The sequence below is a fragment of the Amycolatopsis sp. NPDC051128 genome (assembly GCF_040682715.1).
Classification (GTDB): Bacteria; Actinomycetota; Actinomycetes; order Mycobacteriales; family Pseudonocardiaceae; genus Amycolatopsis.
Genome location: NZ_JBFBBN010000073.1, coordinates 1 through 23,928 on the forward strand (window position 1 = coordinate 1; position 23,928 = coordinate 23,928).

A 23,928-nucleotide genomic window follows, 5' to 3' on the forward strand; every position below is an offset into this window, starting at 1 on the left:
CGAGCGCGTGTTCGCCACCGAAGTAGGCGGCGGCGCCGGCCACGGGAACGGCGACGAGCCCCGGCCGCACGACCTCGACACCGACAACGAGCGCCTCGACCGCCCGCGCGACGGCTTCGAACAGCCGCGCGTCCCGGCCGTCGTCCGCGTCGAAGACGGCGATGTCCGGACAGCGCGACTGCGCCTCCCGCCGCCGCATCCCCCGCCGGACACCGTCCCGGCGAGCCACGGCGTTGCCCACGACGACCCGGTTCGCGAAGAAGACGGCGGCGGGCTGGGTGACGGGGACCCCGGCCACTGCCGCCGCGGCGACCACGGGCCAGTCCGGGCACCACAGGACCAGCATCCGGGTGGGGATGTCGGCGGTGCCGCGCTGGGCCGGGACGGTCACGCCGCCTCCCGGACCCGGCCGCGAGACCAGCTTGGGGCGAGGAGACGGAGAGGCCGACGCCGGTGCGCGAAGGGTCGTCCGGCGTACCCGGAGGGTCGGCTCACGCACCCCGAGAGTCGGCTCACGCACCCAGACGGTCGGCTCACGCACCCCGAGAGTCGGCTCGCGCACCCGGAAGGTCGGCTCACATACCCGAACGGTCGGCTCGCGTGGTTGGAGGGGCGACTCGGGTGCCCAGCCGGATGGCACGTGGGGCTGTGGGGATGGCAGTTTGCGCGTTGGGTGGGTGCTGGGCCGAGGCGGGCGGGAACTGTCCCTTTTGGACGTGAGGGGGCGCTCATGCCGTGGCCTCCGCGTCGAGGGTGCGGCTGGGGGTCGCGGGGGTGACTTCGCCGCCTGGGCCCGGGAGGCAGAGCTCCGCCGAGACCGGGCGGGCCGCCGCGCCGCGGCCGCGGGCCCGGACCAGCGTCCGGCGTTCCCGGAGGTGGCCGTAGCCCTCCTCGGGCCCCGTCCAGGACTCCGGGCGGCAGGACAGCTCGACGTCCGCGCCCGGCCAGGCGCCGGACGCCAGCAGCACCGCCCCGCGGTGCCGGGCCCGTGCCGACAGCCGCCGCGCCACGGCCGCCTGCACCGTCTCCGAGTGGACCGCCACCAGGTCCACCCCGTCGAGCAGCGCCGCGACCACCGCCGGAAGCTCCGCTCCCGGGCGCGGGACCAGTGCGACCCGGCCGAGGTCCACGCCGTACTCGGCCGCCGCCGCGAGCCCCACGGACGGCATGCCGACCACCGCCGCCCACGATCCGGCGGACGTGGCCTCGGCGAGCAGCGCGAGCAGCAGCGACGTCCCCCCGTGGACCGCCACCGTGCTCCCGCGCCGGAGCCCGGCGGCGGGCAGCAGCCCGGCCAGCGCCGGGGCGACCGGGAGCACCCTTCCCGTCGCCCTGGCCCGCTCGGCCTGGACCGCCACCCGGCTCGCCGTACTGACCCCCGGCAGGGCCGCCAGTCGCGCCACCGGCGGCTCCACCACCCCGGTTACCCGGTCATGCGGCCGGTGGTCGCCGGCAGCCACTTCCCGGACAGCGGTCACCGCGCACACCTCCCCACCACGGACTAGGCCGGCGGTCGCGCCTCTCCCAAAACTCGACCGACGGCACTGGTTCGCCGCGGGGAAGGCGGCGGTTCCACGTCGAACACCTGTTCGACGTGGTCAAGTCAACCGTGAACCGCCTGACGTGTCAAGTCACCCGGTAGTGGCCAACATCGGGTCACCCCGCCACCGTAATGAAGTTGCCCGCGAACCGGGCCCCGAGCTAGACAGACCGGCGTGGAGCTCACCGACGCCCGGCCCGAAGACTGCCCGGAACTGCTGGTCCTGCAACGCTGTTGCTGGGTCCAGGAGGCCGTCCTCAACGACACCCTCGACATCCCCGCCCTGCACGAAACGCTCGAAGACGTGCGCGACTGGACCAAGACGTGGTCGGTGTGGGTGCTGCGGCAGGAGCACCGGCTCGTCGGCGCGGTGCGCGCCCGGCTCGAAGGGGACCGCTGGGAGGTCGGCAGGCTGATGGTCGCGCCGGACCTCGCCGGACGCGGGCTGGGCCGCCGGCTGCTCGCGCACGCCGAAGCGCAGGCGCCCGCCGAAGCCCGCCGGTTCGCCCTGTTCACCGGGGCCCGCAGCGCCCGCAACATCGCGCTGTACGAGCGGGCCGGCTACCGGCTCACCGACGCCCCCGAAGCCGGCGGCCACATCCGCATCGCGGTGTACCTCGAGAAGGACGTCACTCAGCGCTACTGCGCCGATCGTCACTGATCCGACCATAGTCACGGCCGAATGGCTTCGTAGCAACGGTTGCGTGCCACGCGGGGGTCGGCCTCCTTTTTGGCCGGATGGGTAAAAGGCCGGTCCGCCCGCCTGACGCTGCGGCGTCGGCTAGATTCCCCGGTGGACTTCTGGGGGTGGCGATGAGACAGCAGGCTCTGTGGGTCGCGGGCGCGCTGGCGGCCGCGGGCGCGGTGATCGCCGTCGTGCTCACCTCCGGCGGCGGGGTGCCCGGCGCCACGGCCGCCCCGGGTCCGACGACCATGGGCGTGGAATGGCGCTCGTTCCGCGCCGACGTCACCGGCATCCGCCCCGGACCGGACGAGTTCAGCCTGATCGTGCAGGTCGCGCTGCCCGGCAAGGACCCGGGCTGCGTCCGGGAGCCGCGGATCGAGCAGCTCGTGGAGGCGAAGACCGACATCCGCGCCGACGTCGTCTACTCGACCCGGCCCGCGGCGGGCGGTTGCCAGGACAAGGTGCCCGCGGAACTGCGGCTGACCACGTCGGGCCCGATCGCGGACCGGACGGTGGTCCTCAACGCCGACACCGGCAGCGCCTGGCACAAGCTCGGCGCCGGCTGGGGTCACTGCGACCGCCAGGGCGCCTGCGCCCCGCCCGCCGACCACTGCGACGCCGCGTGGGTCGGCGCGGCGGCGTCCGCGGCGGGCGCCGAAAGCGCCGGCACCACCCGGGCCTGCGACCCGGGCTGGCTGGTCCTCGACCTGCTGCTGCGCCAGGCCGAACCGCCGTCCCGCACCGTCTTCCGCTGGGGTGACGCGGGCTGGACGTCGTTCGCGCAGGTCAAGTCGGCCGGCTGCGCGGAGATCCGGGCAGCCGAGCCGAAGTTCCCCGTCGCGCTCTGCAAGACGCTGCCCGCGCCCGCCTAACGCGGCAGCTTCTTGACGATCTCCGTCGCGACGGTCTTCACCGCGTCGTCGGCCTCCTGCTGCGGGATCGGCGACTTCGAGAAGAACCCCTTGTCCCAGCCGGACACCTCGACGGTGACGACGGTCGTGCCCGTCAGGACGTGCAGTTCGGCTCCGCTGAACGCGCTCTCGGTGGCCAGCCGGACCAGCGCCGCCTTGTCGCCGATGCCGCGGACGGTCGTCGGGGCGATGCCCGGCCGGACCGGCATGAACCTGTCGTCCGCCTGCTCGCGCGCGTTCTCCCCGGAGTACCGCGTGATCTGGACGTGCAGGGTGGCGTCGCGGACGTTCTCGTCCGGCCCCGGCTTCCAGGTGCAGCCCACCTGCTTGATACCGGGCAGGTTCTGGTCGCCCTGGCCGCCCAGGGTGAAGCTCGGGAAACCCGCCTTCTCCAGCACCTGCGCCGGCACCTGGCACTCGGCGGGCACCGGCGACGACGACGGCGCCGCGCCGGTGCTCGCGAAGTAGTCGCCCGCGAAGATCGCGAGCGGGATGCCCGCGCCGAGCAGCACGACGACGCCGACGACGATGCCGAGGATCAGCCCGGTCCGCTTCTTCTTCGGCGGCTGCGCCGGCGCACCGTAGCCCGGCGGGGCGTACCCCTGCGGCGGGTGGCCGGGCGGCGGATACCCCGGCTGCTGGGGGTACCCGGGCTGCCGCGGGTGGCCCGGGTACCTCTGCTGTCCTTGGCCGTACTGACCTTGGCCGTACTGCGGCGGCTGCTGCATCGAGCCCTCCCTCTCGAAGCGCGGGTCAGTGACAACCGGGGCTTCGCCCCGGAGCCCCCGAAAGCGGTCCGTGACATCCGGGGCTTCGCCCCGGGGCCGGGGGCTCCGCCACCCGGAGCCCCGAAAGCGGTCAGTGCGCGAAGTGGCGCGTCCCCGTCAGGTACATGGTGACGCCCGCCTTTTCCGCGGCCGCGATGACCTCGGGGTCGTGGACCGAGCCGCCGGGCTGCACGATCGCGCGCACGCCCGCCTCGGTCAGCACCTCGAGGCCGTCCGGGAACGGGAAGAACGCGTCCGACGCGCCGACCGAACCCTTGGCCCGGTCGCCCGCCCGGGCCACCGCGAGCCGCGACGAGTCGACCCGGTTGACCTGGCCCATGCCGACGCCGACGGTCGCGCCGCCGGTCGCCAGCAGGATCGCGTTCGACTTGACCGCGCGCAGCGAGCGCCACGCGAACTCGAGGTCGCGCAGGGTCTGCTCGTCGGCCGGGTTGCCGGTGGCGAGCTTCCAGTTGGCGGGGTCGTCGCCGGAAGCGTCGATCGCGTCGACCGTCTGCAGCAGGAGGCCACCGGAGATCGGGCGGAACTCGACCGGGAACGCCGGGGCGGCCGGCAGCTTCAGCAGCCGGATGTTCTTCTTGCGCCGCAGGATTTCCAGGGCCTCGGCGTCGAAGTCCGGCGCCAGCACGACCTCGGTGAAGACCTCGGCGATCTGCTCGGCGGCCTCGCGGCTGACCGGCCGGTTCGCCGCGATGACGCCGCCGTAGGCCGAAACCGGGTCGCACGCGTGCGCCTTGCGGTGCGCTTCGGCGACGTCGACGCCGATCGCGAGACCGCACGGGTTGGCATGCTTGATGATCGCGACGGCCGGCTCGGCGAAGTCGTACGCGGCGCGGCGCGCGGCGTCGGTGTCGACGTAGTTGTTGTAGGACATGGCCTTGCCGTGCAGCTGCTCGGCGTGCGCCAGGCCGGGCCGGTCGCTCTTGTACAGGGCGGCCTTCTGGTGCGGGTTTTCGCCGTAGCGCAGGACGTCGGCGCGTTCCCAGGTGCCGCCGAGGAAGTCCGGGAAGCCGGCGTCGACAGTGTCCTTGTCGGGGGCGTAGGCGCTGGCGAACCACGAGGCGACGGCGGTGTCGTACGCCGCTGTGTGCGCGTACGCCTGCGCCGCGAGCCGCTTGCGGTCCTCGAAGTCGAAGCCGCCGTCGGCGACGCGCTCGAGCACCCAGCCGTAGCGGGCCGGGTCGACGACGACCGCGACGCTGCCGTGGTTTTTCGCCGCCGCGCGGACCATGGCCGGGCCGCCGATGTCGATGTTCTCGACGCAGTCCTCGGGGCTCGCGCCGGAGGCGACGGTCTGCGCGAACGGGTACAGGTTGACCACGAGCAGGTCGAACGCCGCGATCTCCAGCTCGCGCAGCTGCTCGACGTGGCCGGGGTTGCCCTGGTCGGCCAGCAGGCCGGCGTGCACGCTCGGGTGGAGCGTCTTCACGCGGCCGTCCAACGACTCCGGGAAGCCGGTGACCTGCTCGACCGGCGTGACCGGGATGCCCGCGTCGGCGATGGCCTTCGCCGTGCCACCGGTGGAGACGATCTCGACGCCGGCCGCGTGCAGGCCGGTCGCGAGGTCCAGGAGGCCCGCCTTGTCCGAGACGCCGATCAGCGCCCGGCGGACCGGGCGCCGTCCCAGGTCAGTGCTCACGAAATGTCACCTTTCGTCCGTCCACGGTGCAGCCACCGCGGCCGAGTCGCTCGATCGTTTCCACCAGCAGCCTGCGTTCGACGGCCTTGATCCGTTCGTGCAGGACGTTTTCGTCGTCGTCGCTCTCCACGACGACCGCCTCCTGGGCGATGATCGGCCCGGTGTCGACCCCGGCGTCCGCGAAGTGCACGGTCGAGCCGGTGACCTTGACGCCGGCCGCGAGGGCGTCGCGGACCGCGTGCATCCCGGGGAACGACGGGAGCAGCGCCGGGTGCGTGTTGATCACCGTGAAGCGGCCGAGGAACTCACTCCCGAGGATCTTCATGAAGCCGGCCGAGACGACCAGGTCGGGCTGGTACGCCGCGACGGCCTCGGTCAGCGCCTTGTCCCAGGCGGCGCGGTCGGGGTGGTCGGCGACGCGGACGGTGAACGACGGGATGCTCCGGCGTTCCGCGCGGGTGAGGGCCTCGACACCGGTGCGGTCGGCGCCGACGGCGACGACCTTGGCCGGGAAGCCGGACCGCCCGGTGGCGTCCAGCACCGCCTGCAGGAGGGTGCCGGAACCCGACGCGAGCACGACGAGCTTCACCGGAGTGGGCAGGTCCAACCGTTGAGACAGAGCGGGCTCCTTGCCGCGGGCGGTGCGCAGCCGGGCGCACGGCGCTTCACCAGGTCGCGTCAACCCTAACGGTCGGCCTCGTCCGGCTCGACGTCGCCGCAGGTCTCGGTGCCTCCGGTCACAGCGTCGTCCGGTTCGGGGGCGGCTTCCGCGGGTTCTTCGAGGCCGAGCTCGGCGTCGGCTTCCGCCTCGATCTCCTCGACCGCTTCGGACGCTTCCTCGGCGTCGACCTCGTCGGCGTCTTCGAAGGCCTGGTTGTCCTCCAGCGCCTCAGGCGGCGCCGCCTGAGGCTCGTGCTCGCCCGCGAAGAACGCGACCAACGAACCCGGGATGACGATCCAGCAGAAGGCGACGATCGAGGCGACGCCCACCGGCACGCTCACCGGGTCGAACGGGCCGTCGCCGAGCCGCCCGCCGGACAGCGTGCCCAGCACGACACAGCCGAGCGCGACCACCGCGCCGGCCACCGCGACCGTGCGGAGGCGCTGCGCCGGGTCGGGGTCGATCTTGCGCAGCGACCAGCCGGCCAGCGCGCCGGTCGCCGCGGGCAGCACCAGCAGCGCCGGCCACCACCCCGCGTGGTGCCCGGGCAGGCCGCCGAGCAACGGGAGGCCGGGCACCGCGCCGCCGCGGTAGCCGAACATCCCGACGGTCAGCGAGCCGATCGAGAAACCGGGCCCGGTGACGAAGGACAGCGCGGCCGTCACGGCGTTCGGCAGGTACAGCACGGAAAGCAGGAGCATCCCGAAGCTGTTGCCGAACGCGGGCTCGTACATGTCCGACACGGTCGACCACGACAGCGCGGTCGCGACCGTGAACACCGCCGCACCGCAGGCCACGAGCACCGCGAGGCTCAGCGCGCCGGCCCGGACCCCGCGCAGGGCGAGGGGGTCGAGGCGCTCCGCGACGACGTCCGGCAGCCCGCGGTACCAGGTGATGCCCACGCCCGAGGCCGCCGCGGCGAGCAGCCCCGGCACGGCGAACGCGAGCAGCGGGTCGACCGTCACCGGCGAACCCTGCGCACAGAGCGCGACGAGGAGCCCGAACCCGGCGTGCGCGCCGGTGATCGTGGCCAGGACCGGCAGCGCTTCGCGAGGTGACCGGCAGCCGAGGCGCTGGGCGGCGCCGAAGGCCGTCCGCGCGGCCAGCGCGACCGCGCCCAGCGTCGGCAGCAGCGGCAGGACGCCGAGGGGGTGGCCGCCGATGCCGAGGGGCACTTGGTGGGCGGCGAGCCAGCCGGGCCCGGCGGCCAGCAGCACACTGGTGCCGGAGAAGACGGCGTGGGCCGCGGTGAGGGTGACCAGGGCCAGCACGGTCGCGACGGCGGCGTAGCCGGTGACCAGCGGACCGACGGCGGCGGCGAGCAGCACCCGCGCCCGCGCCGCCGGGGAGAGTCTCCCACCGGGGCCGCCCGCCGCTTCGCCCGGCGGGCGTTGGTCGTCGGTGAGCAGCTCCATGATCCGCACCCTGACATCCGGACTGCTCCGACTGGGTGAGACACGCCGCCGCCGAACGGCGTTGCTCACTCGGTCGGGTAGCCCCTGAACGCACCACACCCGCTGTGACACGGTGCGTCACAGCGGGTGTGGTTCCGGGCTACGTCAGCTCGACTTGCCGAAGCCTCCGGGCGGCGTGCCCGGGTTGTCCGACGGCGGCTGCTGGAAGAACTGGCCCTGCTGCGGGGCGTACGTCGTGGCCTGCGGCCCCGGCGGCGGGGTGGTCGACGGCGGGTTCGGCGAGCCGTACTGGCCCTGCTGCGAGAACGGCGCCGACGACTCCCCGGTCGGGGTCACCGGCCCGGGCCCGTGGCCCGGCTGGCCGAACTGCTGCCCGTGCTGACCACCGTGCTGCCCGTACTGCTGCTGTTGCTGTTGCTGGCCACCGTACTGGCCGCCGTACTGGGGCGCGGCCGGCTTCGGCGCCGGCGGCTTGATCACGTCGTGCTCGATCAGCAGCGCGCCGACCGCGGCCACCATCTGCAGGATCGCCAGGATCAGGATGACGGTGACGATGCCCGGCGTCGTCGGCAGCGCGACCAGCGAGTCGAGGACGTCGAGGGCGCCGAGCACGCTGAGCAGCGCCGCGAACGGCAGGGTCTTCGGGCCCTTGGGCAGCGCGTGCATCCCGGCGAGCAGGCCACCGGCCAGCAGCAACATCGTGCCGAGGCCGACCTGGGCGTTGTCGGAGAAGCCCAGGAAGTACTGCACCACGCCGAAGACCGCGACCACCAGGGCGAGCAGCAGCGGCAGGTTCTGCGGCAGGCCGGCGGCGCCCGAGGGCGCCGGGTGCGGCTGTTGTTGCTGCGGGAAGCCGCCGGTGGGCGGCTGTCCGGGGGGCTGCTGGCCGCCACCCTGCTGGGGGTAGCCAGGCCCACCGCTGGGGAAGGTCATCGGATGCACTCCTGTCGGTTCGACCGGCACTCCGGACGCACGGGCGCCCGGGGAAAGACGAGGCGGCTTGTGTGCGCAGAACGCTAGCGCACTCCAAGGCCGCCAGCCCATCAGACGGGTGAATACCTCGGGAGGTTTCGTCCCCCGGACGCGAGAAGGGCCGGGCACCTACCCGGTACCCGGCCCCACCTCGTGTTACTCCCCGGAATCAGCCGAGGCTGTTGTACAGCTCACGCGCGAGGACGGCGGTCTCGCTCGGGGTCTTGCCGACCTTGACGCCGGCGGCCTCGAGGGCCTCCTTCTTCGCGGCGGCCGTGCCGGAGGAGCCGGAGACGATGGCGCCGGCGTGGCCCATCGTCTTGCCCTCGGGCGCGGTGAAGCCCGCGACGTAGCCGACGACCGGCTTGGTGACGTTGGCCTTGATGTAGTCGGCGGCCCGCTCCTCGGCGTCGCCGCCGATTTCGCCGATCATCACGATGACCTTGGTCTCGGGGTCGGCCTCGAACGCCTCGAGGGCGTCGATGTGCGTGGTGCCGATGATGGGGTCACCGCCGATGCCGACCGCGGTGGAGAAGCCGATGTCGCGCAGCTCGTACATCATCTGGTAGGTCAGCGTGCCGGACTTCGACACCAGGCCGATCGGGCCGGCGCCGGAGATGTCCGCCGGGATGATGCCCGCGTTGGACTTGCCGGGGCTGATGACGCCGGGGCAGTTCGGCCCGATGATGCGGGTCTTGCCACCCTTGGCGCCCGCGTGGGCCCAGAAGTAGGCCGAGTCGTGCACCGGGATGCCCTCGGTGATCACCACGGCGAGCGGGATCTCGGCGTCGATCGCCTCGAGGACCGCGTCCTTGGCGAACTTCGGCGGCACGAAGATGACCGACACGTCGGCGCCGGTCTCCTTCATGGCCTCCTCGACCGTGCCGAACACGGTGAGGTCCTTGCCCTCGATGGTGACCGTCTGGCCGGCCTTGCGGGCGTTGACGCCGCCCACGATGTTCGTGCCGGACTTCAGCATCTTGGTCGCGTGCTTCATGCCCTCGGAGCCGGTGAGGCCCTGCACGATGACCTTGCTGTTCTCGTTCAGGAAGATCGACATCTCACGCACCTGCCGCGGCGAGCTCGGCGGCCTTGTCGGCCGCGTTGTCCATTGTGTCCACCACGGTGACCAGCGGGTGGTTCGCGTCGGCCAGGATCCGGCGGCCCTCGACGACGTTGTTGCCGTCGAGCCGGACGACCAGCGGCTTGGAGGCCTCGTCGCCGACGATCTTCAGCGCCTCGACGATGCCGGTCGCGACCGCGTCACAGGCGGTGATGCCGCCGAAGACGTTGACGAACACGCTCTTCACGTCGGGGTCGTGGAGGATGACGTCCAGCCCGGCCGCCATGACCTCGGCCGAGGCGCCGCCGCCGATGTCGAGGAAGTTGGCGGGCTTGACGCCGCCGTGCTTCTCGCCCGCGTACGCCACGACGTCCAAAGTGGACATCACGAGGCCCGCGCCGTTGCCGATGATGCCGACCTCGCCGTCGAGCTTGACGTAGTTGAGGTCCTTGGCCTTCGCCTTGGCCTCGAGGGGGTTCTCGGCGTCCTTGTCGACCAGGGCCTCGTGGCCCGGCTGGCGGAAGGAGGCGTTCTCGTCGAGGGTGACCTTGCCATCGAGGGCGATGATCTTGTCCTGCGGGTCACGGACCAGCGGGTTGACCTCGACGAGGGTGGCATCCTCGGAGACGAAGGTCTCCCAGAGCTTCACGACGACGTCGGCGGCCTCGTCGATGATGTCGGCCGGGAAGTTGCCGGCCTTCAGGATCTCGAGCGCCTTCGCCTTGTCCACGCCGGCGATCGAGTCGACGGGGATCTTCGCGAGCGCCTCGGGGCGCTCGACCGCGAGCTGCTCGATCTCCATGCCGCCCTCGGAGGACGCCATCGCCAGGAAGGTCCGGTTCGACCGGTCCAGCAGGAAGGAGAAGTAGTACTCGGACGAGATGTCCGAGGCTTCGGCCACGAGCACGCGACGCGTGATGTGGCCCTTGATGTCGAGGCCGAGGATGGCTTCCGCCTTCTCCTTCGCCTCGTCCGGGGTCTGGGCCAGCTTGACGCCGCCCGCCTTCCCACGGCCGCCGACCTTCACCTGCGCCTTGACGACGACCTGGTTACCGATCTGCTCCGCGGCGGCCTTGGCTTCTTCGGGGGTGCTAGCCACCGAGCCCGGCAGAACCGGTACTCCGTGGGCGGCGAAGAGATCCCTCGCCTGGTACTCGTAGAGGTCCACTACTCCAGTCTCCTGACGACACGCCACTGTGGTGATCCGTTTCCGGACCGCGCTGTCGGACCAGTCGAGGTTAGCGACCTGCGCAGACGCAGGGGACTCCGCACCTGGTGAAGTCGGTCACCGTGCGCGGTCAGACGGTGCGTCAGAAGTGTGAGACCGCCCACCGGTGAGCCATTTCGCGGCGTCTCCGGGAGTTTCGAAGTCGGCGGCCGCGAACACGCGGACGTCATTCAGCGCCTCCGTCAGCTTCGGCGACGGCGCGCTCCCGAGCACGCCGATCGCGTCGGGGTCCTCCTGCTCGGCGGTGCGGAGGACCTGCTCGGCGGTGGCCAGGGGCCCGGCGTGGACGACCTCCATGCCCGCGTCCCGCAGGACGCGGCCCAGCGCGGCGGCGGCCGGGTCGGGGCGGGTGAACTCGACGAGCAGCACCCGGAGGCGCTCACGGCTCACGACGTCCGCCGGCCGGCCGACATCCCCGCCGCGCCCAGCAGCACCCCCACGGTGGCGAGCGCGAGCCAGAACCCGGGGGCCGGGCTCGCGTCGCCGAGCGCGCCGCCGACGAGCGGCAGCTCCGCGGCGTGGAGCGCGGTGAGCAGGGCGGCGGCGAACAGCAGGGCGGCCGCGGGCTTCGGCCGGGACCGCAGCGCCAGCGCGGCCGCGCCGACAACCACGACGAGGGCGGTCAGCAGCCCCCACGAAGGCGTGTCGAAGTTCGACCAGAGCCCGGGCGCGACGTAGCCGGGCACGCTGAAGACGGGCAGCCCGAACGCGGCGACGGCCAGCACCCCGCCGGCCACGAACGGGGCGAGCAGGCTCTTGGCCTGCTCGGCGCCGTTCCCGGCGTCCTCGCGTTCGACGACGCCGGTCCCGACGGCGGCGAGCGCGGCCAGCACGGCGAGGACGAGCGCGGCGAACGTCCAGCCGGCGCCGGCGCCGAGGTCGTAGGTGAACGCGGGGGCCGCGGCGCCCGGGGCGGCGCCGCCGAACCCGGCGAGGTTGCCGGCCTCGGCGGCGGTGAGCGCCGTGTTCAGCACGGCCGTGCCGGCCAGGACGATGCCCGCCCAGGCGAGCCCGAGCACCGGCCGCGCGACGGCGGCCATCTTCGGGATGAGGACCCCCAGCGCGGGAACGGCGAGCACGACCGCGGCGGTGAGCAGGAACCAGCGCGCGGGGCTCTCGGCGGAGGCGTTGACGGGGGCGGCGCCCGGGTTCAGCGCGGTGACCGCGACCTGGGGCGCGAAGGTGCCGATCACGGCGGCGAACGCGGTGACCAGGCCGAGCAGGCCGGTGGTGAGCCGCCACCAGAAGAGCCCGGGCAGCTTCAAGTCCGCTTCGGTGTCCGCCGTTTTTTCGGTGAGCCGGGTGAAGGCGAGGCCGGCGGTGACGGTCGTCGCCAGGAGCACGACGACCGGTCCCCAGGCGACGTGCAGGTCAGGCCGGAGGAGGCCGGCCAGCACGGGCGGCACGGCCACCCCGAAGGCGGCGGCGGTCAGCCCGGTGAGCGCCCCGCGGGCGACGTGGTCCGACGGAGCCGCGAGCGCGACGACAGCGGCGAGCGGCAGCGCGGCGGCGAGCAGAAGGTAGCCGCCGAGGGCGGGCCAGGGACCTTCGAACGCGGCGCGGGCGAGCAGGAAACCGTTGTCGGACAGGACAGGAGCGGTCAGCAGCCCGACGGCGGCGACGACGGCCAGCAGCGGCACGAGCAGCCGCCAGCGCCGTCGTTCGGGTTCTTCGCCCCGCCGCTGCGCTCGCCAGGCCAGCACGCCGGCGGCCCCGGTGAGGACGTGCCCGGCGACGAGCAGCCAGAACCCGGCGCCGACGGCCGAGCCGCCCACGAACCGGTCGGGCAGGTAGAGCTCGGGCCGGATGGTGAGCGGGCCGTTGACGGCGAACTGCAGGTCGAGAACCAGCCTGCCGGGGACAAGGGCCGCGAGCCCGAGAACGAGCCCGGCGCCGAGACCGGGCTTCCCGGCGACCGCGGCCCAGACCGCGGCCACGACGGGGGCCAGTGCGAGCAAGGCCAGCCAGGGCCAGCTGGTGAACCCGGGCCCGGCGGCGGGCGAGACGGGAACCACGGAGGCAGCGGTGAGCGCGACGGCGCCGAGTGCGGCGAGCCCGAGGGCTACCGCCAGGAGGCGCGGGGGCCGGTCGTCGGTGCCATCGGTGTCGTCGGACCAGGGCGGGGTGGGGGGTTCGGGGCTGCTCGGGCCGGGGCTTTGTGCGGAAGCTCGGGTGTCGGCAGCGGACTCGGACCGGGGCGGTTCACCCGGCTCCCGGCCAGATCCAGCTGCGTCGGCAGCGGACCCGGACCGGGCCGGTCCGCCGGGCTGCCGCGCGGAACCGATCGCGCCGGTGGACGACTCGGACCGGGCTGGTTCACCCGGCAGCGGGCCGGAACCGGCGGCACTGGCCGAAGACCGTTCGGACCCGAGCGGTTCGCCGGGCTGCCGCGCGGCGCCGGTCGCGTCCGCGGCCTTCTGTTCGGAACCGGTCGGGCCGGGGGTGCCGGGGGTGCTCCCGGTGGGGGGCTCTGAGCGTGGGGGCATATTGCCCGCGACGCTAGCAAGCCCGGGCCGTCGTGGGGCCGTTGCCGGGGCGCGAGTCGTCGAGAGCGCTTCAACATCGCCCCGCAAACCCTTATTCCGCCCCCTCGGGCCCCCTAGGACCCCGTTGGGGACCTTCCCACGGCCTCAAGACCTGTAAGGCAACTCACATCGGACGCCGTAAACCCCCTCTAACTTTAGGTAATTCCCACAGGTGAGCGCCGCACCGGTTCCACCCGATCGGCCGACACGGGGGGCACGTCTTGCCGATAGTGGTGCCCCTTCGTTACTGTCCCGGGGTCCCCATTACAGTCAGGTCACGAAGTAGGACACCGAGCGAACCACCCCCGAGGTTGGCTCACCGGGTTCCCCCGCCCGCAGTCCTCGACCCGGCTCCCCGACGATGGAAGGCCCTGTCTTGGCTTCACACCGCTCCCCCGGCGGCCAAGCTCCTTCCCCGGCATTGAAGGACGCACTGGAAGGTGCGGTCGTTCGTGTCCGGGGTGCGCACCGCATCGCCCCGCCCTCCTCAGCCCTTCGTGGCCGTGTCGTGGTTGCCGCTGTCGCGGCTGGTGCGTTCGCCGCCGCCGCTGCGGGCTCGACCCTCAAGACAGTCACCGACTCCGACGCGGCCGTGACGCCGCTGGCCAACAGCCAGGACGCCAGCGCTTCGCTGACCGCGGGAGGTGCGGGCACCGGGGGCGCCCCGGAGCTCCTGCCGGCCAGCCACACCGTCGACGCCTCCGCCGAGGCCGCGAAGCTCGCCGACAGCGCTTCGATCACGCAGGCCCGCGAGCAGCGCGAAGCCGACGCCGCCAAGCGCGCCGCCGAAGAAGCCGCCCGTCCCAAGACCTGCCTGCCCGCGCACGGCACGTTCACCTCGGGCTTCGGCGCCCGGTGGGGCACGAGCCACCTCGGCATCGACATCGCCAACTCGATCGGCACCCCGATCTACGCCGCTTCCGACGGCACCGTGATCGAGGCCGGCCCGGCCAGCGGTTTCGGCCTCTGGGTCCGGATCCAGCTCGACGACGGCACGATCCAGGTCTACGGCCACATGAACACCTTCTCCGTCAAGGAGGGGCAGAAGGTCAAGTGCGGTCAGCAGATCGCCGAGATCGGCAACCGCGGCCAGAGCACCGGAGCGCACCTGCACTTCGAGGTGTGGCAGAACGGCACCAAGAAGATCGACCCCCGGCCGTGGCTGGCCGCGCGCGGCGTCGTCGTCTGATCCGTTCACCACGCACCACACGGTCACCGCATCGATCGCCTGCCGGTGTGCGGGCGGCTGCGCCGAGGCAGGAAATCCAGCCGTAGAGCCATGTTCCGCCGCTGAGGGCCGATGACGTTCCTCGGCCGCGCGAACACCCGCTCCGGCCGCGAACGCCACCTCAGGATCGCGCTCCACCGCCGGAACCAGACGGCGAACACCGGCCGCCCCACGGCGATGGGGCCGCACACCGGATCCGGCCGCCGGCCGATCAGTCGCCGCCGAGGGCCGCTCACGCCTCTCGGCCGCCGCGCGAATACCCGCTTCGACTGCGAACCCAGCAATACCCCACGCGCACGATCCTGCCGGAAACCCACGGCGATGAGCCCGCGGACTGAACCTGGCCGCCGAAATCCCGCCAGAGCGCTCCGACACTCGCCGACCAACCCGAAGCGCCGCGCGGCCGGGAAAAACCGCCCACCACGCCCTCAGCGCCCGGAAGCGGCTAACGCTGCCCGCCCGGCAAACGGCGGATGAAGAAGGCCACCGCGACCTGCCACACCGTGCACAGCTCCGCGGACGCGCGCACCGGCAGCCAGCCCCAGGCCACCCGGCCTTCCGCGGAGCGGACACGCGCGGCCCTCCGGGCCCTGGTCGTCCAGCGGCGTCCCCGGCCGCAGGTGACACAGCGCCCGTCCGCGCCGAGCTCATGCTGCCTGAGCAGCGCTCGCCAGGCGGCGGCCAGCCGGCACGCCTCCGCTCCCGCACGCGAAGAAATTCCTGAAGCCCCCGAAGGCTCCCGACCCCGATCCGGAACCGTCGACCCCAGGACTCCTCGCAGGTATTTTTGTACCCCTTCGGCCAGCAGCCCAAACAGCACCGCGTCCACACCACACCTACCCCCTCTGTCGAACTTGTGTTCGATCACGGGGTCCGTTCTACCGGGTGGGTACGACGATTCCGGCGGCGATCGGGAGGATCGCCGCCGGATTCACCCGTTCGGGGTTGGCCGGACTAGAGCTTCACCATCGGCACGCTGCCGATCAGCATCAGGCGGACCTTGCCCGCCGCGCCGAAGTCGATCGTCGCCGTGGCGCGCGGACCGACACCGTCGCAGGAGATCACCGTGCCCAGGCCGTACTTGTCGTGACTGACCCGGTCGCCGACGTCCAGCTTCAGCGCCACCGTGTCCTTCCAGCCCTTGCCGAACGACGGCGTGCCCGAAGAAGACGGCGAAGAAGCCCGGCGGCCGCCCCAGGTGGTCGCCGCCCGCGGGGTCCCGCGCGAGCCGCTGCCGAAGGAACCGAAGCCGTTGCTGGACGGCTCCAGCCGCCGCCAGTCGACGAGGTCCGGCGGCAGCTCGTCGAGGAACCGCGAGGCCGGGTTCATCGACGGCTGGCCCCACGCCGAACGCGTGATCGCGCGCGAGACGTACAGCCGCTTCCTGGCCCGCGTGATCGCGACGTACGCGAGCCGCCGTTCTTCGGCCAGCTCGGTCGGGTCACCCAACGCCCGCATGTGCGGGAAGACGCCGTCCTCCCAGCCGGTGCAGAACACCACCGGGTACTCCAGGCCCTTCGCGGTGTGCACGGTCATCAGCGTGACCACGCCGGCGCCGCCGTCGCCTTCTTCGCCGCCGTCGGGCGACGGCACCGAGTCGGCGTCCGCGACCAGCGACACGCGCTCGAGGAACGCGGGCAGCGAACCCGGCGCCGGCACCCCGGGCTCCACGACCAGCTCGGCGTTCTCGTCCGCGACGACCTCGGCGGTGATCTCGGTGAACTCCCGCGCCACCGTGACGAGCTCGTCCAGGTTCTCCACGCGCGTGTGGTCCTGCGGGTCCTCGGACTCCTCGAGCTCGATGCGGTAGCCGGTCTTCTCCAGCACCGCTTCGAGGACGTCGTGCACCTCCGCACCGTCCGCGATCAACGAACCCAGCTCGTCGAGCATCGCGACGAACCCGCCGATCGCCTTGACCGAGCGCGGGTTCAGCAGCGGCACCTTGCCGTCGACGGCGTCCCGCAGCGCCTGCGCGAAGGAGACGCGCTCCCGCTCGGCGTGCGTCGCCACGACGGCTTCCGCGCGGTCGCCGATGCCGCGCTTGGGCACGTTCAGCACGCGCCGCAGGCTGACCGTGTCCTCCGGGTTCGCCAGCACCCGCAGGTACGCGATCATGTCGCGGACCTCGCGGCGCTCGTAGAACCGCACGCCGCCGACGACCTTGTACGGCAGACCCAGCCGGATGAAGATCTCTTCGAAGACGCGGGACTGGTTGTTGGTGCGGTAGAAGACGGCGACGTCGGAGTAGTCGGCTTCGCCCTTCTCGGCCAGCGCGTCGATCTCGCCCGCGACGAACGCGGCTTCGTCGTGGTCGTTGTCCGCGACGTAGCCGACGATCTTCTCGCCGTCGCCCGAGTCGGTCCACAGCCGCTTCGCGCGCCGGTTGGGGTTCCGCTCGATGACGGCGTTCGCCGCGGACAGGATCGTCTGCGTGGAGCGGTAATTCTGCTCCAGCAGGATGGTGTGCGCGTTCGGGAAGTCCCGCTCGAACTCCTCGATGTTGCGGATCGTCGCGCCGCGGAAGGCGTAGATCGACTGGTCCGCGTCACCGACGACGACCAGCTCGGCCGGCTCGACGCCCGAGTCGTTCGGCGCGGTCCCGGCCAGCTCTCGGACCAGGGTGTACTGCGCGTGGTTCGTGTCCTGGTACTCGTCGACCAGCACGTGGCGGAAGCGCCGCCGGTAGTACTCGGCGACGTCCGGGAACGCCTGCAGCAGCGAGACCGTGCGCATGATGAGGTCGTCGAAGTCGAAGGCGTTGGCCTGGTTCAGCCTTCGCTGGTACTCGACGTAGACCTCGGCGACGCGGCGCTCGAGGTCGTTGGCCGCGTTCGCCGCCGCCTCGTCCGGGTCGACGAGCTCGTTCTTCAGGTTCGAGATGTGGATCGCGAGCGTACGGGCGGCGTAGCGCTTCGGGTCGATGTCGAGATCCCGCGCCACCAACGTGATCAGCCGCTTGGTGTCGTCCGAGTCGTAGATGGAGAAACTCGACGACATGCCGAGGGTCTTGGCTTCCCGGCGCAGGATCCGCACGCACATCGAGTGGAAGGTGGACACCCACATCGCGTTGGCGCGGCGCCCGACGAGCGCGGCGACGCGCTCACGCATCTCGGCCGCGGCCTTGTTGGTGAAGGTGATCGCCATGACTTCGCCGGGGTGCACCCGGCGTTGCCCGAGCAGGTAGGCGATCCGGCGGGTCAGCACCCGGGTCTTGCCCGATCCCGCACCCGCGACCACCAGCAACGGGCCACCGGCGTGGGTGACGGCTTCGCGCTGGGCGGGGTTCAGGTCGTCGAGCAGGTCGGCCTGCCCGCCGGAAGCGGGCTTGCGCGCGGGGGTCTCGGCGGGGAGATCGAAGAGGGTGTCCATCGTCTGTCCACGCTACCCCGGGACGCCGGTGACGAATTCGGGACGGGCACGGCGAGTCGGCGATGGCGGGGTCCGGGTCGTGGCCGCGGACGCCGTGGCGGAGCCGCGCTACCGCCGCAGGCGTAGCGAAAGGTGTCGCCTGGCGTCCGACGCGCCGCGAGGCCGCCGCGCGGAGCATCGACGACATGGAAGACACCCACCCCGCCCGCATCCGGGCCGCCGACGCCGATCGCGAACGCGTCGCCACCGCTGTCCAGACCGCCGGTTCCGAAGGCCGGCTCACCCTCGACGAGGTCGAAGAGCGCCTCACCGCCGTCTACGCCGCGCGGTTCACCGACGAGTTGACCGCGCTCACCGCCGACCTGCCGCGGCCGGCGGCGTCCCCGCCCGGCTTCCCGCTGACCCGGTCGGCGCTGCGGCGGCATCCCGCCCTGCGCGTCCACCTCGCCGTGGTGGTCGCGATCTCGGTGCTGGTGATCGTCCGCTGGGCGGTGCTGGGCGCCGGGTTCTTCTGGCCGGCCTTCCCGATGTTCTGGCTCGTGGTCAGCCTCTTCGTCCATGCTCGGGTGCGCTCGTTCCGGGAGCGGCCCCGCACCGCTGTGCCATACTGATCCCATGCGGCACCACGCAGAGCGATTTTTCTACGGGACCGGACTCCGGCTCCCGTGATCGCGTAGTGCCCGAACCGCCATCACGCCAGCCCCGGAGTCCACGGACCCGGGGCTGTCGCCGTCCCTGGGGCCGGGTCCGGGCCGCAAGGAAGAGGTCCCGATGAACGCACAAGCGACGAACGCCGACGGCCAGCCCGCCGAGCACACCCCCGCCGGTGACGACATCGCGTCGCTCCGGCAGGAGATCGACTGGCTGGACAAGGAGATCCTGCGGCTCGTGAAACGCCGGGTCGAGGTGTCCAAGACGATCGGCGCCGCGCGGATGGCCGCCGGCGGCACGCGCATCGTCTACAACCGCGAAATGGACGTGCTCGCCCGCTACCGCGAGCTCGGCCCGGAAGGCCGGCAGCTGGCCATGGCGCTGCTCAACCTCGGCCGGGGCAGACTCGGCCGGTAACGGTTGCCCCAACTCCGGGACTTCCCGGAGGCACCGGCGCCCCGCCGCCAGGCAGACTGGGGCCATGGACTGGGTCGTGAACCTCATCGCCGTCATCGTCGCGCTCGCGAGCGTGCTGGCCGCGCTGGGCCATGTGGGGTATCTGGCAATGCTCAACAATGCGGCGGGTAAGCGCGCCGGAGGCGCTCCGGTCGCGCAGTACGTCCGCAGCCGGTGGGCCGTCGCCGGCGGTACCACCGCGGCCTCGCTGTTCGCCTGGTTGCTCACGGTCGGGGGCCCCACGCTCGACGTCTTCGCGATCATCGTCGCGGCGGGTAGCGGCGTGGTGGCGACGAAGGCCCTTCAATCCACGCGGAACCGTTACCGCACCGGGGGCTGAGTCCCGCTGAGCAGGCTTGATGGCGCTGCGTGAAACTTCGCAGCGTCACTTACGCCCGTTCGGTCGCGCCCGACCGAGTGAAACCTCTGCAACTTGCAGGTTTGGGGGCGGCTTTCTCCGCCGGAGGCTTCTAGGGTTGACGTCGTGAGGACCCTTGCGTCTGGGTCGGGCGAGGCCCGAAGGACGCGCGGGGGCACCGGCCCCGCGCGCCCCGTCTCGCATGCGCGTGCATCTGCGCAGGATTCCGAACAGTATTCCGCGCGTGAGGATGCTCCGATCGGGTCGTTCCACCGCCGGACGGCGTCAGGACCGGACCGGCGGGTGGTCGAGCTCACATGACCTACGGCACGGACTTCCCCGGCCGCGGCACCGCGCCCGCGCACCCCGGACGGCACCGGCGCGGCGGCGCGGAGAGCTGGACGCCACCACTGCCCCGGCACCGTCCCGTGCGGCACCACGCGGCCGGCTCGCCGGCGTCCGGATCGCTCCCGTCGACCTCTCCCGCCCTGCCCCAGCCCCGTGACCGGCGGCCCGCGCCGCCGCTGTTCCCCGCCACGCGGCGCGGCCTCCCCCTTGCCGAAGAGCCCGGCCCGCGCACCGAGTCCCGCGCCGAGCAGGCCGCCCGGCGCACCCGCGTCTCGCTGGCCACCCCGCAACCACGCGGCACGGACCTGGACGAAGAAGACGCCCGCGTGTACGCCGCGTCCCCGCTGGACGGGCTCGGCGGCTTCACCATCGGGCGGGTGCCCGCGTCGGTGACCCCGCCGAAGACGTGGCGGCTGGCGGCCTGGTTCGCCACCGGCGCGTCCGTCGCCGTGGTCGTCGGGCTGCTGTGCGCCGGATCGTTCCTGGTCGAGAAGCCGCGGCTGGACCAGGCAGCGCAGGGCGCGTGGCCGGGTCACCAGGGCGCACCGGCGATCGCCGACGCGACCGGTGACCGCCAGTCGCCGTCGGAAGGCGGCTCCGGCGCGGGGCCGCAGACCGCCACCCGGCCGGACAACGCCGCCGCGAAGACCACCAGAGGTGGTGGCGCGGGTCCGGCCGACGGCGGTGCCCACCCCCGCGCCGACAGCGGCGCCGAGCCGCAGACGGCCACCGGCACGGCCACGCCGAGCGGTCCGCCGCAGAAGCCGCCGGTCAGCCCCGCCCAGCGCGAAACCCCGGTCAAGCCACCGTGGTGGTACGCCTTCCCGCCGGACGCCGAGACCATGGGAGACCACTCGGAGAAGTTCTTCAACACGGTCACCACCGACCCCTCCGCGGCGTCGTCGGTGACCACGGGCGAGCTGCGCGACCTGGGACCGCAGGCGCTCGCCGAGCGGTACGCCGGCATCGCCTACTTCGAGGTCAAGAGGGTCAGCATCGACCAGCAGCGCGGCGTCACGGTGAACACCGTCGAGGCCATCCACACCGATGGGACCAGGACGATCGAGGAGCGCACGCTGACGTTCGGGGACGGCGACAAAATCACCGCTGACGGCCGGTAGTCAAACCTGCACGTGCGGTTCGCTCGTTCCGATGCACGTGCGGTGCGCCGAGTGGTTATGCCTGGTCCGGGTGGGTGACATAAGCTGCCGCTCGTCGTATCGCGACGGCGTTCCGGCGACAGAGCCTGGTGATCGCCGTCCGCACAGGGTTACCTGACGACAGCGGATCCGGAATCGGCCACGAGCCGACCAACCGGACCAACGGACGCTCGACCGAACGACCGAGCGGACGTCCCCGGAACCCAGAGCGAGGACTTCGTGCTTGATCGGCAGCGCACACGGCGTGAGCCACCTCACCCCGTCCGCGTCGAGGACGTGATCCCGGCCGAGATCCTCGGCGACGTCGGCGACGCCGACCGCGACTATCTCGAGCAGGTCTTCCGTGACCCGCAGCGGTTCCTGCCGCCGCGGCCCGAGCCGGCCCGCGAGCCGGAGCAGGCCGATGACGGCGGTGAGCCGGAGAGCCCGTTCGCCCGCCGCGCCAAGCTGGCCGGGCTCGTCGCCGCGGGCGCGCTCGTCGCCGGCGCGGTGGTCGCCGCGCCGATGCTGGCCAACTCGCACCGCGCCGCGTCCGGCGGCGGCGGCCAGGCCGCGCCCGCCGGCTTCAGCGGAGCCGCGGAGCTCGGCGGCCTCGCCGTCCCGCAGCACCAGGCCGGCGGCGGCGCGCCGGCGCAGCGCGGGCCGGCCACCGAGGGCACGCACGCCGGTGACACCCGGCCGGCCGCCAAGCCGACCGACCGCCCACCGGCCCAGGCGGCGCCGAGCGAACCGAGCCGGGTGCCGGACAAGGCGGCTGACGCGCGCAGCGCGAGCCGCAAGATCCAGGCGGTCAAGGACTTCTACGCCGCCATCGCGCGGAACTCGGCGGGCGCGCTGGCGCTGCTGAGCCCGGCACTGGTCGACGGTGCCGCCGGTGAGCTGGTCCGCACCTGGAGCTCGATGGACGCCATCGACGTCCAGGAGGCCGACACGCAGATCAACCCGGACGGTTCGATCCTCGCGGTCGCGACGCTGCACCGCCCGGACGGCGCGCTGGTGCGCGTCACCCAGCTGTTCCGGGTCGCCGACACGGGTGGGTTGATCACCGAAGCCCAGCTCGTCTCCGCCCAGTACATGTAGCCCAGGGCGATCACCCGTTCACCCGTGGCTCAAGTTTCCGTACCGGATTCGTGTGCGCAGAGTGAGCGCCTAGCCTTGTCACGCGTCGGTCTCAGAACAGCCGACGCACAGCCCACGACATGTGCATACGCTCCAGCGAAGCGGCGTGCGCGTGGCCGCGTCACCAGGAACCCATCCTCACGCCCTGGTGAAGTCGGAGCCCAAAGGGAGGTCGCGTGAGCGACGAGGGTCGCCTGGTCGCCGGTCGATACCGCATCGACGGCCGGATCGGCACGGGCGCGATGGGGGCCGTCTGGCAGGCGCACGACGAGGTCCTGGGCCGCACCGTGGCCATCAAGCAACTCCTGCTCCAGCCCCACCTGGACGAGCACGACGCCGAGGACGCCCGGCAGCGGACCATGCGCGAGGGCCGGATCGCGGCGCGGCTGCACCACCCGAACGCGATCTCCGTCTTCGACGTCGTCACCGACGACAACGGCCAGCCGTGCCTGATCATGGAGTACCTCAACTCCACCAGCCTGGCCGCCGTGCTGCAGGAACGCCGCACGCTGCCGCCGACCGAGGTGGCGCGCATCGGCGCCCAGGTCGCCGCGGCGCTGCGCGAGGCGCACGCGGTCGGCATCGTGCACCGCGACATCAAGCCGGGCAACATCCTGCTCGGCGGCAACGGCGTCGTGAAGATCACCGACTTCGGCATCTCTCGCGCCAAGGACGACGTCACGGTCACCAAGACCGGGATGATCGCCGGCACCCCCGCCTACCTGGCCCCCGAAGTCGCCATCGGCGGCGAGCCCGGGCCGGAGTCCGACGTCTTCTCCCTCGGTTCCACGCTCTACGCGGCGTGCGAAGGCCAGCCGCCGTTCGGGCTGTCCGAGAACACGCTCAGCCTGCTGCACGCGGTCGCGGCCGGGCAGATCAACCCGCCGCGCCAGTCCGGGCCGCTGGCCAGCGTGCTGGCCGTGCTGCTGCACCCGGAGATCGAGCACCGGCCGACCGCCGAAGAGTGCGAGGAACTGCTCGCCGCCGTCGCCCGGGGCGAGACGCCGCTCGGCGGCCCGGCGGAGGACACGATGCTGGCGCCGTCCGCCGGCGTCCTCGGCGCGGCCGCCCTCGCGGACCCGAACGCGACCCAGATGTTCGACGAGGTCCCCGCGGGCCACTCGGGCACGCTGCTCGGTGGCGCGGCCCCGACCCAGGCCGTGCCGTACTACGACGACGATGACTACCCGCAGGGCGCCGGCTACCCGGAGAACGACTACGACGGGTACGACCACCACTACCCCGAGGACAACCAGCACGCGGCCGGGAACGTGCCGCCCGGGCTGGCCGCGACCCGCGCGGTGCCGGTGCCGCCGTCCGGCCACGGCCCGTACGCGGACGACCAGTACGACGACTACGACGACGAGCCGGCCCCGCCGCCCCCGCCCCGGCCGCGCCCCCAGACCAGCCCGGCTGACGAGAACGACGAGAACCCCGGCGCCTGGAAGCGCCCGGCGATCATCGGCGGGATCGTCGTCGTGGGCCTGGTCGCGCTCGTCGTCTGGCTGCTGAGCCCGAACAACCCGGAGGCGCCGGCGTCCCCGGTGTCGAGCAGCAAGCCGAAGCCCGCCGCGACGTCGGAGTCGCTGCCGTCGACCTCGGAGGAGCCGACCACCACGGTCGAGCTGCCGTCCCCCTCGGACACCCCGACGACGTCGTCGAAGCGCACGACGACGCGGGCCACCCGAACGGAAACGACGACGACCCCGAAGACGACGACGCCGACGCCGACGACTCCCACGACGCCGACGACACCTACCACCCCGCCAGAGACTGGCAACACGTCGACCGCACCTCCAGCCGGCGGATGAT

General features: G+C 72.7%; 20 protein-coding genes and 1 pseudogene. 9 read left to right on the plus strand and 12 right to left on the minus strand.

The annotated features are described in order from the left end of the window. Positions 1 to 346, minus strand: a pseudogene (locus tag AB0M82_RS42730) (DNA polymerase Y family protein); the annotation flags it as partial. Positions 347 to 728: 382 nt separating this feature from the next. Continuing rightward, positions 729 to 1,418, minus strand: a complete 690-nt coding sequence (locus tag AB0M82_RS42735; RefSeq protein WP_364735076.1) for a hypothetical protein — start codon at positions 1,416 to 1,418, stop codon at positions 729 to 731. Between the two features lie 297 nt (positions 1,419 to 1,715). On the opposite strand from AB0M82_RS42735, the gene AB0M82_RS42740 reads away from it, so the two are divergent. Both AB0M82_RS42740 and AB0M82_RS42745 read left to right on the plus strand, forming a co-directional pair. Next, the gene (locus AB0M82_RS42740) at positions 1,716 to 2,201 is read left to right on the plus strand and encodes a GNAT family N-acetyltransferase (RefSeq protein WP_364734996.1); all 486 of its coding nucleotides are present in this window, start codon (positions 1,716 to 1,718) and stop codon (positions 2,199 to 2,201) included. Positions 2,202 to 2,353: 152 nt separating this feature from the next. Continuing rightward, positions 2,354 to 3,097, plus strand: a complete 744-nt coding sequence (locus AB0M82_RS42745; protein WP_364734998.1) for a hypothetical protein — start codon at positions 2,354 to 2,356, stop codon at positions 3,095 to 3,097. On the opposite strand, the gene AB0M82_RS42750 is transcribed toward AB0M82_RS42745, so the two are convergent. The 9 genes from AB0M82_RS42750 to AB0M82_RS42790 form a co-directional block, all read right to left on the minus strand. After that, positions 3,094 to 3,864: a hypothetical protein gene (locus AB0M82_RS42750; RefSeq protein ID WP_364735000.1), complete on the minus strand. Its 771-nt coding sequence runs from the start codon at positions 3,862 to 3,864 to the stop codon at positions 3,094 to 3,096. The two genes, AB0M82_RS42745 and AB0M82_RS42750, sit on opposite strands and share 4 nt — an antisense overlap. A gap of 130 nt (positions 3,865 to 3,994) precedes the next feature. After that, positions 3,995 to 5,563 (minus strand): bifunctional phosphoribosylaminoimidazolecarboxamide formyltransferase/IMP cyclohydrolase, encoded by a 1,569-nt coding sequence (gene purH, locus AB0M82_RS42755; RefSeq protein WP_364735002.1) that lies wholly within the window; start codon positions 5,561 to 5,563, stop codon positions 3,995 to 3,997. Beyond that, the gene (purN, locus tag AB0M82_RS42760) at positions 5,553 to 6,170 is read right to left on the minus strand and encodes a phosphoribosylglycinamide formyltransferase (RefSeq protein ID WP_364735004.1); all 618 of its coding nucleotides are present in this window, start codon (positions 6,168 to 6,170) and stop codon (positions 5,553 to 5,555) included. Before purN ends, purH begins: the two co-directional genes overlap by 11 nt. Before the next feature lie 77 nt (positions 6,171 to 6,247). Continuing rightward, entirely contained in the window at positions 6,248 to 7,648 is a 1,401-nt protein-coding gene (locus AB0M82_RS42765; RefSeq protein ID WP_364735006.1) for a DUF6350 family protein, read from the minus strand. A 135-nt stretch (positions 7,649 to 7,783) separates the two neighbouring features. Continuing rightward, complete coding sequence (locus tag AB0M82_RS42770) at positions 7,784 to 8,572, minus strand: DUF5336 domain-containing protein (protein ID WP_364735008.1); 789 nt, start codon at positions 8,570 to 8,572, stop codon at positions 7,784 to 7,786. A 208-nt stretch (positions 8,573 to 8,780) separates the two neighbouring features. Further along, positions 8,781 to 9,671 carry a succinate--CoA ligase subunit alpha gene (gene sucD / locus AB0M82_RS42775; RefSeq protein ID WP_364735010.1) on the minus strand — a complete coding sequence of 297 codons (891 nt, stop codon included), beginning with the start codon at positions 9,669 to 9,671 and terminating at the stop codon, positions 8,781 to 8,783. A 1-nt stretch (position 9,672) separates the two neighbouring features. Next, positions 9,673 to 10,842: an ADP-forming succinate--CoA ligase subunit beta gene (gene sucC / locus AB0M82_RS42780; RefSeq protein WP_364735012.1), complete on the minus strand. Its 1,170-nt coding sequence runs from the start codon at positions 10,840 to 10,842 to the stop codon at positions 9,673 to 9,675. A gap of 117 nt (positions 10,843 to 10,959) precedes the next feature. Beyond that, positions 10,960 to 11,292 (minus strand): cobalamin-dependent protein, encoded by a 333-nt coding sequence (locus AB0M82_RS42785; protein WP_364735014.1) that lies wholly within the window; start codon positions 11,290 to 11,292, stop codon positions 10,960 to 10,962. After that, positions 11,289 to 12,917 (minus strand): hypothetical protein, encoded by a 1,629-nt coding sequence (locus AB0M82_RS42790; protein ID WP_364735016.1) that lies wholly within the window; start codon positions 12,915 to 12,917, stop codon positions 11,289 to 11,291. The genes AB0M82_RS42785 and AB0M82_RS42790 overlap by 4 nt, the downstream gene beginning before the upstream one ends. A gap of 1,018 nt (positions 12,918 to 13,935) precedes the next feature. On the opposite strand from AB0M82_RS42790, the gene AB0M82_RS42795 reads away from it, so the two are divergent. Then, a complete protein-coding gene (locus tag AB0M82_RS42795) occupies positions 13,936 to 14,616 on the plus strand; it encodes a M23 family metallopeptidase (protein ID WP_364735018.1) in 681 nt (226 codons plus the stop codon). A gap of 993 nt (positions 14,617 to 15,609) precedes the next feature. Here the strand turns inward: AB0M82_RS42795 and pcrA are convergent. Continuing rightward, positions 15,610 to 18,024, minus strand: coding sequence for a DNA helicase PcrA (gene pcrA, locus AB0M82_RS42800; RefSeq protein ID WP_364735020.1), 2,415 nt, complete (start codon positions 18,022 to 18,024; stop codon positions 15,610 to 15,612). Positions 18,025 to 18,209: 185 nt separating this feature from the next. Here pcrA and AB0M82_RS42805 point away from each other — a divergent pair, with 185 nt between their 5' ends. The 6 genes from AB0M82_RS42805 (at position 18,210) to AB0M82_RS42830 (ending at position 23,927) form a co-directional block, all read left to right on the plus strand. Further along, positions 18,210 to 18,635 carry a DUF1707 domain-containing protein gene (locus tag AB0M82_RS42805; RefSeq protein ID WP_364735022.1) on the plus strand — a complete coding sequence of 142 codons (426 nt, stop codon included), beginning with the start codon at positions 18,210 to 18,212 and terminating at the stop codon, positions 18,633 to 18,635. A 160-nt stretch (positions 18,636 to 18,795) separates the two neighbouring features. Beyond that, a complete protein-coding gene (locus tag AB0M82_RS42810) occupies positions 18,796 to 19,092 on the plus strand; it encodes a chorismate mutase (protein ID WP_328445366.1) in 297 nt (98 codons plus the stop codon). A gap of 64 nt (positions 19,093 to 19,156) precedes the next feature. After that, complete coding sequence (locus tag AB0M82_RS42815) at positions 19,157 to 19,471, plus strand: hypothetical protein (protein WP_364735024.1); 315 nt, start codon at positions 19,157 to 19,159, stop codon at positions 19,469 to 19,471. Positions 19,472 to 19,806: 335 nt separating this feature from the next. Then, a complete protein-coding gene (locus tag AB0M82_RS42820) occupies positions 19,807 to 20,958 on the plus strand; it encodes a hypothetical protein (RefSeq protein ID WP_364735026.1) in 1,152 nt (383 codons plus the stop codon). Positions 20,959 to 21,216: 258 nt separating this feature from the next. Beyond that, entirely contained in the window at positions 21,217 to 22,077 is an 861-nt protein-coding gene (locus AB0M82_RS42825; RefSeq protein ID WP_364735028.1) for a hypothetical protein, read from the plus strand. 215 nt (positions 22,078 to 22,292) lie between these two features. Continuing rightward, positions 22,293 to 23,927, plus strand: coding sequence for a serine/threonine-protein kinase (locus AB0M82_RS42830; RefSeq protein ID WP_364735030.1), 1,635 nt, complete (start codon positions 22,293 to 22,295; stop codon positions 23,925 to 23,927). Position 23,928 lies beyond the last annotated feature (1 nt).